Origin of the sequence: Glutamicibacter sp. NPDC087661, assembly GCF_044743275.1 — a bacterium.
Lineage (GTDB): Bacteria > Actinomycetota > Actinomycetes > Actinomycetales > Micrococcaceae > Glutamicibacter.
This window is the reverse complement of record NZ_JBIUWE010000005.1, coordinates 62,299-74,161: the sequence shown is the minus strand read 5'-3', so window position 1 is coordinate 74,161 and position 11,863 is coordinate 62,299. Positions and strand designations below refer to the sequence as shown.

The 11,863-nt window shown below is 61.6% G+C and carries 12 protein-coding genes; 4 read left to right on the top strand and 8 right to left on the bottom strand.

Annotation, left to right across the window (positions count from 1 at the left end):
* The first annotated feature begins 57 nt into the window (after window positions 1–57).
* Both ACIOTN_RS13750 and ACIOTN_RS13745 read left to right on the top strand, forming a co-directional pair.
* The gene (locus tag ACIOTN_RS13750) at window positions 58–864 is read left to right on the top strand and encodes a glucosamine-6-phosphate deaminase (RefSeq protein WP_402735614.1); all 807 of its coding nucleotides are present in this window, start codon (window positions 58–60) and stop codon (window positions 862–864) included.
* A 28-nt stretch (window positions 865–892) separates the two neighbouring features.
* Window positions 893–1,342, top strand: a complete 450-nt coding sequence (locus tag ACIOTN_RS13745) for an SRPBCC family protein (protein ID WP_133833022.1) — start codon at window positions 893–895, stop codon at window positions 1,340–1,342.
* A gap of 9 nt (window positions 1,343–1,351) precedes the next feature.
* On the opposite strand, the gene ACIOTN_RS13740 is transcribed toward ACIOTN_RS13745, so the two are convergent.
* On the bottom strand, window positions 1,352–1,483 hold the full coding sequence (locus tag ACIOTN_RS13740) for a hypothetical protein (protein WP_402735512.1): 132 nt from the start codon (window positions 1,481–1,483) through the stop codon (window positions 1,352–1,354).
* A gap of 309 nt (window positions 1,484–1,792) precedes the next feature.
* Here ACIOTN_RS13740 and ACIOTN_RS13735 point away from each other — a divergent pair, with 309 nt between their 5' ends.
* A complete protein-coding gene (locus ACIOTN_RS13735; RefSeq protein ID WP_332503373.1) occupies window positions 1,793–2,338 on the top strand; it encodes a hypothetical protein in 546 nt (181 codons plus the stop codon).
* Here ACIOTN_RS13735 and ACIOTN_RS13730 read toward each other — a convergent pair.
* The 7 genes from ACIOTN_RS13730 to ACIOTN_RS13700 form a co-directional block, all read right to left on the bottom strand.
* On the bottom strand, window positions 2,335–3,135 hold the full coding sequence (locus tag ACIOTN_RS13730) for an inositol monophosphatase family protein (RefSeq protein ID WP_105657144.1): 801 nt from the start codon (window positions 3,133–3,135) through the stop codon (window positions 2,335–2,337). The genes ACIOTN_RS13735 and ACIOTN_RS13730 overlap by 4 nt on opposite strands.
* A gap of 2 nt (window positions 3,136–3,137) precedes the next feature.
* Window positions 3,138–5,414, bottom strand: coding sequence for an NAD-dependent DNA ligase LigA (gene ligA, locus ACIOTN_RS13725; RefSeq protein WP_286134146.1), 2,277 nt, complete (start codon window positions 5,412–5,414; stop codon window positions 3,138–3,140).
* 47 nt (window positions 5,415–5,461) lie between these two features.
* A complete protein-coding gene (locus ACIOTN_RS13720; protein WP_105657142.1) occupies window positions 5,462–6,418 on the bottom strand; it encodes a PP2C family serine/threonine-protein phosphatase in 957 nt (318 codons plus the stop codon).
* Complete coding sequence (locus ACIOTN_RS13715) at window positions 6,418–7,629, bottom strand: adenylate/guanylate cyclase domain-containing protein (protein ID WP_105657141.1); 1,212 nt, start codon at window positions 7,627–7,629, stop codon at window positions 6,418–6,420. Before ACIOTN_RS13715 ends, ACIOTN_RS13720 begins: the two co-directional genes overlap by 1 nt.
* The gene (locus ACIOTN_RS13710) at window positions 7,626–8,174 is read right to left on the bottom strand and encodes a hypothetical protein (RefSeq protein WP_105657140.1); all 549 of its coding nucleotides are present in this window, start codon (window positions 8,172–8,174) and stop codon (window positions 7,626–7,628) included. The genes ACIOTN_RS13715 and ACIOTN_RS13710 overlap by 4 nt, the downstream gene beginning before the upstream one ends.
* 86 nt (window positions 8,175–8,260) lie before the next feature.
* On the bottom strand, window positions 8,261–9,127 hold the full coding sequence (locus ACIOTN_RS13705) for a biotin--[acetyl-CoA-carboxylase] ligase (protein WP_105657139.1): 867 nt from the start codon (window positions 9,125–9,127) through the stop codon (window positions 8,261–8,263).
* Window positions 9,128–9,184: 57 nt separating this feature from the next.
* Entirely contained in the window at window positions 9,185–10,042 is an 858-nt protein-coding gene (locus ACIOTN_RS13700) for an NAD(P)-dependent oxidoreductase (RefSeq protein ID WP_105657138.1), read from the bottom strand.
* A 195-nt stretch (window positions 10,043–10,237) separates the two neighbouring features.
* Here ACIOTN_RS13700 and ACIOTN_RS13695 point away from each other — a divergent pair, with 195 nt between their 5' ends.
* Complete coding sequence (locus ACIOTN_RS13695; protein WP_105657137.1) at window positions 10,238–11,848, top strand: acyl-CoA carboxylase subunit beta; 1,611 nt, start codon at window positions 10,238–10,240, stop codon at window positions 11,846–11,848.
* Window positions 11,849–11,863 lie beyond the last annotated feature (15 nt).

The window sequence follows — 11,863 nt, the reverse complement described above, 5'->3', positions numbered from 1 at the left end:
GTTTCTCCATACCTGTATTCCACTAATCATCACTGCCAAGATCGGAGAGTGCCCACCATGCGAGTGCTCATTGGTTCATCCCCTGAAGAAGTTGCACGCATCGCTGCCGACAAAGTGTTGGCCGGCCTGGCCCACCACAGCGCTGGAGCCCCCTCGAATTTGGGGCTTGCCACAGGTTCGTCTCCGTTGGGCCTGTACCGTGAACTTTCCCGTGCGGTCCAGGAAGGCCGTGCCGATTTCACCGATACCCAGGGTTTCGCCTTGGATGAGTACATCGGGATCCCGGACACCCACGAACAGTCCTACCGCCAGACGCTGATCAACGAGGTCTGCAATGTCATCGGCTTGCCTGCCCGCTGCCTGCATGTACCGCAGGGCATGGCCGCATCCGTGGAAGCCATCGAGACGGCGGCCCGGGCGTACGATGCCTCCATCGCCCAGGCCGGTGGCATCCACGTACAGATTCTGGGTATCGGATCCAATGGGCATCTGGGCTTCAACGAACCAGGCAGCGCGCTGCGAAGCCGCACCCGCATCAAGCGCCTCGCGGCCAATACCCGTGAAGACAACGCCCGGTTCTTCGACGGCATCGAGCACGTTCCCACCCACTGCGTCACCCAGGGACTAGGTACTATTCTTGACGCCGGCCGCTTGGTCCTGGTGGCTGTAGGCGCGGGCAAGGCCCGAGCCATTGCCGCTGCCGTAGAAGGGCCGCTGTCAGCTTCCTGCCCGGCATCCGTCCTGCAGCTGCACCAGGATGCAGTGGTAGTAGTTGATGAAGCGGCAGCCAAGGGGCTGAAACTGCGTGAATACTACGATGACGCGGCTGAGGAACTGACCGTCGTAGACCTCGTGGTCAGCTAAACCGCCCAGCCAATGGCATACTGAAGCCATGGCCGTCTACTTTGAATGCGTTACGCTTTGCGGTGCTTCACGTGCCGACCTCTTCGAGAAATCGCTCAGCATCGACGCGCACGCCGGTTCAATGGCCGATTCGCAGGAAAAGGCCGTGGCGGGGGTTACCAGCGGCACTATCGGATTAGGCGAGCAGGTCACCTGGCGTGCCAAGCATTTCGGCATCCCCTTCCGGATGACCTCGAGGATTTCCGACCTGGATGCCCCGCACACGTTCACCGACCAGCAGGAGCGAGGGCCTTTCAAGTCCTTCCACCACGTCCATGAATTCTACGAGTCGGACCAGGGGACGTTGATGGTGGACAAGATCCGCTTCAGCGCTCCATTGGGTCCCTTGGGCTGGTTAGCCGAGCGGCTCGTGCTTGGCTGGTACCTGCCCAAGCTCATCCGGATCCGCAACGACTACCTGGTCAACGCGCAAGGCTAATCCTGCTCGCTAGCGGTCCTGTGGCTCGATGACCACAGCCCACTGGCGCACCGCGCAGGAGTCGTATTCCCCGCATTCTCCGGTCTGCGGCTGCGCCTGGACGATGACGGCCATCGGGCTGGGCAATTCACTGGCATCCACCGGAAGCACGTGGGTGAACGAACCGTCGGCGTTAACCGGGATTTTCAGATCCGGGCCTTGATCCGATATGGCCTCGCCCGCTCCAAGATGACGGAGTACACGGTTGCAGTGCGGATTGGAAGTTGGATCCGAGGGCTCATCGCCGTCGGCCTGCGAGGGGAATTATTGACGGCTCCACGTGTACAGTGGATTAGTCGCCACGACGGCAGTAAACCGCTACCCCTATCAAGGCCAATGACCCCGATGCAGCAGACCTCGACAGCCAGCTCACCTCTTGCGGTGCGAAAAATCGCCTTAGTGGTTTCGCACGTGCTCTCCCCCATTATCCTGGCCACCGTGTTGCTGTTGGCAACGCCATGGCGGGATTCCTCAGTGCGCTGGACCGAGTCGATTGTTGCCGCCTTGTTCACCACGATTATTCCGTGGCTGATCCTGGCCGGGGCGAAACTGCGCGGCAAGGTCACCGATATGCACGTGACCGTACGGCGTCAGCGGCATGGGATCTATGCCTATACCGCAGGATTGATCCTGTGCGGCCTGCTCGTGCTGCGGGTCATGGATGCCGGTTCCGGGATCTTCCTCGAAGTGCTCAGCATCCTGCTTGGATTGGCGCTTGTTGCCGTGATCAATTTGTGGTGGAAGGTCTCGGTGCACCTGGCTGTGGGCACCTACGTTGTTTTGCAGGTGGCGGGACAGCAGGCCGAGCTGATGCCGCTAGTGGTGTTCTTCCTTGCGGTGCTTTCCTGGGCCCGGATCCGCAGCTACCAGCACACCGCCACACAGGTGTGCGGCGGTGTAGCTGTGGGCATCGCCATCCATTACGCGCATCAGTGGATAGCAGCTTTGCTTCCCTAGGCGCTAGGCTCCGCGAGCTTGGCTGGATCCACCAATCCGGCGTACTGCCAGCCCGGGTTGCTGCTGGGCCTGCCTACCTGGCATCCGGCTTCCTCTGCAATCAGCGCGCCGGCAGCCCAGTCATACTCCTGGGTGCCATATTCGGCGTAGGCGTCCAAAGACCCCTCGGCCACCAGGCACAGGTCCAGCGCGGCCGAGCCGAGTCGGCGCACATTGACGTAGTCCTGGAGCATCTGCCCGAGCACTTGGGCTTGGAACTGGCGGCGCTGGGAATCATAGCCGAAGCCAGTTGCCAGGATCCTGGTCTCGGATTCGGCCGGCCCGGTGAGCTGTGTGAGCTTCCCGGATCGCAGATCAAGCTTCCATGCACCCAATCCCTTTCCGGCGAAGTATTCCACCTGCAATGCAGGGGCGACGATGGCCGCGGCTACCCAGGTCTCGCTGCCATCCTCGTTGCGTTGGCAGACGCCCACCGAGGAGCAGTAATAGGCGATGTTGCGCACGAAGTTCGTGGTGCCATCCAGCGGATCAATGCTCCAGCGCAAGCCGCTCGGGTTCGCAGGCTTGGCACTTGGATATTCCTCGCCGGTCAGTTCGTCGTTGGGCCGGGAGGTCAGGATGGCCGCGCGAATTGCTTCCTCGGCGGCACGGTCGAAGTCGGTCACCCAGTCCCCGGCCGCCGATTTGTCGGTGAGGTTGAACTGCGATTCATCGCGGCGGTTGAGTACTTCGGCGCCGGCGGCGGCGGCCCGGCGGGCAACCATTACCAGCGGATCATGAGTCACTGCGCGGTCCATTTCTAGCCTTCCGTTAGTGCGGCGAGGGCTACCTCGCGCGCTGCGTCTGGGCCCTGTTCAAGCAGGACGCCGAATCCGGTTTCGTCCAGTACCGGAACACCCAGGGACTGGGCTTTGTCCAGCTTTGACCCTGCGGCTTCGCCGGCCACCAGGAAGTCCGTCTTCTTCGAAACGCTGCCTGTGGCCTTGCCGCCACGGACAATGATCGCTTCCTTGGCGGTATCGCGGGAATAGTGTTCCAAGGTACCGGTCACCACAATGGCCAAGCCTTCGAGGTTCTTGGTGATGTTCGCATCTTGCTCGTCTTCCATCTTCACCCCAGCGGCCTGCCAGGAGGAGACAATTTCACGGTGCCAATCCACCTTGAACCAGTCCACCAGCGCGTCGGCAATGATTGATCCGACGGAATCGATTTCGCTCAGTTCAGCCTCGGCGTTGCCCGAGTCAAGGACCTCGAGCAGGGCATCCATGGAGCCGTAGCGGGTGGCAATGGCCCGCGAAGCGTTCGGGCCAACGTGGCGGATGGACAGTGCCACCAGCACGCGCCACAGCGGGTTGCCCTTGGCCTTTTCCAGCTCATCGAGCAGCTTCATGGTGCTCTTGGTTGGTTCTGACGGCTTCTTGGCGGTGGCCTTGGAGTAGAAGTACGGGACGAGCTCGAAAATGCCGGTGCCTTCCCCCTTGGAACGCTTTTCCCGCCATACCTTCACCTCGCCAAGCTCGTCGAGCATGTCCTTGAGGTTGAACAGTTCGGCTTCGTTTTTCAGCGGGCCGGGGCCAGCAGGCAGAATGATGCCGCCCTGGGTGGCAGGGTCCTCGCCCGGACCGCTGGTCAGGGCCGCAGCTGCTTCGTAGCCCAGTGCCTCGATATCAAGGGCGCTGCGTCCGCCGAGGTAGGCCACGCGTTCGGTGAGCTGGGCCGGGCAGGATTCAGCGTTGAGGCAACGAATGTCCACATCGCCTTCCTTGGCCGGCGCCAGTGGCTGCCCGCAGGATGGGCATTCGACAGGCATGACGAAATCACGCAGGTCTTCGTTGCCGTCACGCAGTGGCAGCACCGGGCCAACAATTTCAGGGATGACGTCTCCCGCCTTGCGCAGGATAATGGTGTCGCCAATCTTGACGTTCTTCGCCTTGACGACTTCCTGGTTGTGCAGGGTCGCGCGGGCAACGGTGGAGCCAGCGACGAGGACCGGTTCCATCACGCCGAAAGGCGTCACGCGGCCGGTGCGCCCCACCTGGACCTGGATGTCCAGCAGCTTGGTGTGCACTTCTTCTGGCGGGTACTTGTAGGCGACAGCCCAGCGTGGAACACGCGAGGTGTAGCCCAGCTGTTCCTGGGTGGCCAGGTCATCGACCTTGATGACGATGCCATCGATGTCATGGATCAAGTCGTGGCGCTTCTCGCCGTGCTCGGCAATGTAGTCCTTGGCTTCCTGGCGGCTGCCGACAACGCGGCCGTAGGGCGAAACCGGAAGACCCCAGTTGCGCATCAGCTCGTAAGCCTGGGACTGTTCAGCAAGGTTGAAATCGCGGCTGCGGCCCAGTCCGTGCACGAACATGCGCAGCGGGCGCTTAGCAGTCTGTTCCGGGTCTTTCTGGCGCAAGGACCCGGCGGCCGCGTTGCGCGGGTTGGCCAGGGGCGCCTTGCCCTGGGCAATCAACGCTTCGTTGAACTTGTTGAAGTCATCGGTGGCAATGAAAACTTCGCCGCGGACTTCGAATTCTTCGGGCCAGCCGGTGCCGGACAACTCCTGCGGGATGTCGCCGATGGTCAGCGCATTGTGGGTAACGTCTTCACCGGTGGTGCCGTCGCCGCGGGTAGCTGCACGCACCAGCTTGCCCTGGCGGTAGGTCAGGTTCAGTGCCAGGCCATCGATTTTGACTTCGCACAGCCACTTGACCGGGGTTTGCGGGTGCAGGCGTTCGGCATTGACCTGGGCACGTTCGAGCCACGCTTCGAGTTCATCAAGTGAGAAAACGTCTTCCAGCGAGTACATGCGGCTTGCGTGGGTGACCGATGCGAAGGCGGCGGAAACTTCGCCGCCGACTTCCTGCGTGGGCGAATCCTGTCCAGCCAGGATGGGATAGGTTGCCTCGAGCAGCTGGAGCTCATGGAACAACGCATCGTATTGCGCGTCGGAGACCAGAGGAGCATCGTTTTGGTAGTACGCCTCGCGGTGGGCACGGATCTGCTCGACCAGCTGTTCATAGCGGGACTTGTCAGCTTCTGGCGGAACGTTGGTGGCCTCAACTGGTGTTACGTCTTTTTCACTCACGTATTCAATTGTGCCCCACCGGCGGACAGTTTAGCTGGCTTGGAGCCCTAGTTCCCAGGTGCGTCAATTTGCGCGGACTCGGCTGCCAGCACATCAAGGACAATCACCGCGATGTTGTCCCGGCCGCCAGCTTCCAGTGCGGCCCCGGTGAGAATCCGGGCCGCTTCGGTGCGGTCCTTGTAGTTCACCAGCAAGGTCTGCAAGATGTCTTCGGTCAGTTCGCCCGAGAGCCCGTCGCTGCACAGCATGTAGCGGTCGCCGATGCGTGGCTGCAAGACGGTGAGATCCGGCTGGCTTTCGGCGCCGGCGCCAAGCGCACGGGTAATCAGATTCCGGTGCGGATGATTGCGGGCTTCCAACTCGGTGATCTGCCCGGCATCCACCATTTCCTGCACGGCCGAGTGGTCACGGGTCAGCTGCTGCAGGGCGCCATCACGCAACCGGTATCCGCGCGAGTCCCCCACGTTGACCAGCAACAAGCTCGGGATTTCATCGGCGACCACCGGGATCGGCTCGGTAGCTGGAGCCAAACTGGCGCGGTGGTTCTCCAGCATTTGCGGAGTGATCTTGGAGATGACATCAGTGTTCTGCGTCATCGCGAAACTTGAGGTCCAGGGCGGCACCGCGGCCAGTGGAGCGGTCACATTGTCCCGGCCTTTGCCGGGGGTCTTGATCTGCACCAATGCGCACAAGGTAGTGCCGCCACGTGATTCAAGCGCTTCGCGAATGCGGTCATCAGCCAGTTGCACCTGGCGCTGGACATCCGGCACGGATGGCAGTTTCCGAACCGACGTCTTATTGGCGAAGGTGCAGATTTCCTGCATCGTTTCCACCGCAAGCTGGCTGGCCACCTCGCCAGCTTCGTGACCGCCCATGCCGTCGGCTACCGCATACACGATGTCATGCATCAGGATGCGGTCCTGGTTTTGCGTTCGTTTCCGGCCCACGTCCGTCAGCCCTGCCGCGGCGAGGATGAACGGTACCGGTGCTGGTTCTTTAGCCATTAGTCGATCACCAGTCCTGCTCCCTCGCCTGCGGAGAGCTCATAGGGTTGAATGTCTCCAAAGCCGCGCACCGCGGTGATTTCCTGGGCGGTGAGCACAAAGCGTGCGTCATTGCGCAACGTGTTTGCGGTAATCGCGTCGGTCAGCACGGTGCCCGGTTCCGCCAGCGAGGTCAGCCGAGCCGCCATGTTCACCGTAGGACCATAGATATCACCCAGGCGTGAGAGCAGCCGGCCCCAGACCACCGCGCCGCGGGTTTGCGGGAAGAGCTCGTCCTTGGCCAGCTCGCGCGACAGGGACAGCGCAATCTCGGCGCCAGCCTGCGGGGTTTCGGCCACGTAGAGCACTTCATCGCCAATGGTCTTGACCAGGCGGCCACCGCCCACGGAAATGACCTCGGCGCATTTGGCTTCGAAGCGCTGCACCAGCTGGGCCAGGGTGCGCTCGTTCATGCGGCGCGACAGCGAAGTGTAGGAGACCAGGTCGGCAAAGCCCACCGCACGGGCCAGCGGCAGCGGGGTGCCGCCATCTTCGTCGCCACGGTCTTGGTTGTAGGCAGCCACTCCGGTTTCCACCCGCAATGCCATGCGGTGCACGGCAGAGTTCAGCTGGCGGCGCCATGAGTAGAGCAGCAGGTCTTCAATCGCTGGAATGATTTCGGGCAGCAGGCCGAAAAGCTGGCGGCGCGCCTGGCGGTCCGACATGTTCTGGTTGGCGATCATGTCCTCAACCAGTGCTTCGATCTGCCACACCACCATGCGGTCAGTCATCTGGCCAACCGAACGCATCAGGGAAATGGCGGTTTCTTCGGTCAGCTTGCCTTCGCGGACCATCCCCACCATGGTGCCCAGGGCTTCCTTGTCGGCCTGGGTGAAGAACACTTCATCATCGCTGAGTTCAGGGAAGCCGATGGCGCGCCAGAGCTTGCGCGCGGAGTGCAGGGAAACACCGGCCTCGGAAGCGACCTCGCGGCGACGGAATTCGCGTTGGCCGCCGATGAGCCGCCTTTCCAGCGAAGCGACGGTGTCGCGGACAGCGTCGGGGGTGTGGGCCGGAATGCGCAAGGGGCCTTCCATGGCCTGCGCAAGTTCGAAAATTGGATCCGACTCGGCCGGTGTGGCCACAGGGGGGTGCTGGCGGGCGCCGCGGACAGCCTCGGCGGCGGACTGCGGAGAGTCTGCTCGGGGTGTGTTGGTGTGCTCGGTGCTCATGCCCCCATGCCCTCACTGTTCGTCGTTTCGGTATGCACCGCATTCTGGTTGCTGCGCAGGTTCGCCATCGCCTCCATTGCCAGGGAACGGAAATACGGTACCGAGGGGACATGTGAGAGTCTCACGTATCCCTGGTTCAGCACGATATCCAAGGTTCCCGCACGCGTCATGGTGTTCTTCGCCTTGCTGTGCGCGACGAGGTCGCGAACTGTAAATAATCCTACAGATTGCAGCTTGCCATCGTTGTATGTGGGCCGGAACATGATCCGCTCGGTGGTCAAGACGATTTGGCTGCGTAGCCACCGGGCCCAGGGAATCACGCTCCAGATCAGCACCAGTGCGGCCCAGAGAACCACCGAAACGACCATCCACACATTCGCGTTGCCAGCTAGCCAGTCCGAGAGATCGTCCCGGGAGAGATAGCCCAACGAGAAGGTGCACACGGCAGTCAATACGAGGAAGGCTCCCACGGGCTGGCGCAGCACTCGCGAATGTTCACGAGTTTTGATAATCACTCGTTCCCTTTCATGCAGCGGCAACTTCATCGTGTTGTTCCTCGCCCCTCCTGTTCTCGACTCCGTGTTTCGGTCATCATCTCCAATAATAGTCCCGGGCCAAGACCCAAGTCTGGTTAGGCATACTTTCCGTCGGCGCGCCGTACGTGGTGCACGTCCCCTGCCATCACGTGCTTCCGCTGCCCGGTTCCATATTCCAGAACCAGTGAGCCGTCTGCGCCCAACTCGACCGCGTTGCCAACTAGCGTGGATCCATCGGGGAATTCCACACGCACTTCATGTCCCAGTGTGGCCAGCTTGTCGCTGACGAGCTGGCGCAAAGATTTTCCATTATTTCCCGGCAACGGCATCTGCGCAAAGCCGCCGACCCGGCGGAAACCCTGATCCAGTGCTGCGAATTGCTTCAGGTACTCAGCCAGCAGTTCGGTGCGGTCCAAGTTCTGGGCGCCAGCCAAACGCAGGGACGTCGCGGTGGGCACCGGAAGCTCGTCCCGGTTCTGGTTCACGTTGATTCCGGTGCCAACCACTACCCCGTAGCCGTTGCCAGTTGGAACCATTTGCGCCAGTATGCCGCAGACTTTCTGCTCTCCGGCCAACAAATCGTTGGGCCATTTGATGCCCAAGGGAACGCCGCCGATATTCTCGGCGGCTCGGCTCCAGGCCAAGGCCGCAAGCATGGTGTACCAAGACAGGGATTCGGCAGGGAAGCTGGGACCCGGCACCGCCAAGACACTGACGGTCAGGGAGGATCCTGCCGGAGTTACCCATTCACGGCCCAAACGCCCTTTGCCTGCCTGCTGGTGCTCCGTGAAGTACACGCTGAGGTGGCCGGCATCCCCATTGCCAGCCAGTTGCGCCAACTCGGTATTGGTTGAACCGGAGGTTGGCTTGATATTAACCAGCCCCAATTCCAGCTGGGCGGTGAGCTCGGTGAAGAGCCGGGAATCGAGAATTGCGCGGTCGGTGCCATGCGGGTTTTCCATACCTCCAACCCTATGGCACCGGCCGATGATTACGCTTAGTCCTGCCTCGTCATCTGCCTAGAGGAAGATGTCTTCAACCAGCGGGACTTCGGGGTTCAAGGTGTACTTCTCCAGGTCCGTCTCCCCAGCCAGCGTCAGCACCTGTCCATCCGTGAAGAAGTTTCCGCTGACTCCGGCCGGCGGGCTGGCAAGAATGGCCATGGCGGCATCTGCCACGACCGAAGCGTCGCGCGCTCCCTGAACCATTTCCTGTCCGCCTGGCAGGTTCCGGATGGCTGCGGTATCGATCAGGGTTTCGGGCCAGAGCGAGTTCACGCCGACGCCATCGTCCTTCAGCTCTTCGGCCAGGCCAAGGGTGGTCAGCGACATGCCGTATTTGGCCATGGTGTAGGCCAAATGCCGTCCAGCCCACTTCGGTTCCAGGTTCAATGGCGGGGAGAGGGTGAGTACATGGGCATGCTCGGAGGCGCGCAGGTACGGGAGCGCGGACTTTGAGAGCAGGAAAGTGCCGCGGACGTTGATGTCCTGCATCAGGTCGTAGCGCTTCATATCAAGCTGATCGGTCTTGGCCAGGTTGATGGCCGAGGCGTTGTTGACCACAATGTCGATGCCGCCGAACTTTGCAACCGCCTCTTCCACCGCGCGCTGCACATCGGCGTCCACGCGGACATCGCCAACTACGGCCAGGCCCTTGCCACCTGCTTCTTCGATTTGCGCAACGGCGGTATGGATGGTCCCTTCCAGTGCCGGATGCGGCGTATCGGTCTTGGACAGCAGGACCACGTTGGCCCCCAGCCTGGCTGCGGCCAGGGCGATAGCCAGGCCGATGCCGCGGCTACCGCCGCTCATCAGGATGGTGCGGTTTTCCAGGTTCCCGGGAACAGGTGCGATAAGAGTGCGCGATTCACTAGTCATGTGATATAGATTACGCGATGATCCCCCACTAAGCTACTGTTCAGTAACTTATTCTGGCGTGCCACGCACCAGATATCGGGCCATTTTGTAAGATTCCTACAAACAAATGAGCTGTTTGCCCAGCTAGACTGGCTTAGTTGGCATTTTTCTTGTGCCATTCCTACACATTGAAGACAACTCGAGGGAGTCGAAGGCATGACGCAGGGCAGAACCGAGGCAGCCGAGTCAATCGACCTGTCCACCACCGCCGGAAAGCTTGCTGAGTTCCGCCGCCGCCAGAAGCTCTCTAAAGCGCCAAGTGGCGAAGCAGCGATTGAAAAGCAGCACTCCCGCGGCAAGCACACTGCCCGCGAACGCATTGAAATGCTCATGGACGAGGATTCCTTCGTTGAGTTCGACGCCCTCGCAGTCCACCGCTCCACCGCCTTCGGCATGGAGAAGAAGAAGCCATTAGGCGATGGGCTGGTCTCCGGCTACGGCACCGTCGATGGCCGCCTGGTGGCTGTCTACTCCCAGGACTTCACCGTCTACGGCGGCTCCCTGTCCCAGGTCAATGGCGAGAAAATCGTCAAGGTCCAGGAATTTGCGCTGCGCAACGGCTGCCCAGTTGTCGGCATCCTGGATGGCGGAGGTGCCCGCATCCAAGAAGGCGTCGCTTCCCTGGCCATGTTCGCCGACATCTTCCGCAACAATGTCCATGCCTCGGGCGTTGTCCCGCAGATCTCGCTGATCATGGGCCCATCGGCCGGTGGTGCAGCGTACTCCCCTGCACTGACCGACTACGTGATCATGGTCGACAAGACCAGCCACATGTTCATCACCGGTCCGGACGTCATCAAGACGGTTACCGGCGAGGAAATCGACATGGAAACCCTGGGCGGCGCCCGCCAGCACAACGCCAATACCGGTACCGCCACCTATCTTGCGTCCGATGAAGAAGACGCCGTGGAGTTCTGCAAGGAACTGCTCGATTTCCTCCCGTCGTCCAACCTCTCGGATCCGCTGATTGCCGAATTCGATGAAGAGCTGGATATCACTGCCGAGGACCTGGAGCTCGATACGCTCATCCCGGACTCCGCCAACCAGCCTTATGACATGCGCACGGTCATCGAGTCGGTTGTCGACGACGAGCATTTCTTTGAAATGCAGTCGCTGTACGCACCGAACGTGATGATTGGCTACGCCCGCATCGAAGGGCGCACCGTGGGCATCGTCGCCAACCAGCCAATGCAGTTCGCTGGCACCTTGGATATCGCCGCCTCGGAAAAAGCTGCCCGCTTCGTGCGCAACTGCGACGCCTTCAACATCCCGATCCTCACCTTCGTGGACGTGCCAGGCTTCCTGCCGGGCAAGGACCAGGAATTCCAGGGCATCATCCGCCGCGGTGCGAAGCTGCTCTACGCCTACGCCGAGGCCACGGTGCCGAAGCTGACCGTGATCACCCGCAAGGCCTACGGCGGAGCGTACATCGTGATGGGTTCGAAGAAGCTGGGCGCGGACCTGAACCTGGCTTGGCCTACCGCGCAAATCGGCGTGATGGGTGCCCAGGGCGCAGTGAACATCCTCTACCGCCGCGATCTGGCCGCAGTGGAAGCCGAAGGCGGAGACGTCGAGGCCCGCCGCAAGCAGATTATCGACGACTACGAGGCCGAACTGCTCAACCCCTATCAGGCGGCGGAGCTGGGCTACGTGGATGCGGTCATCGCCCCGAGCGAGACCCGCTTCCAGCTGGTTCGCGGCCTGCGCGCGCTGCGCGAGAAGCACGTTAGCCTGCCTCCGAAGAAGCACGGCAACATCCCGCTGTAAGCAGCAGTGCCTGCC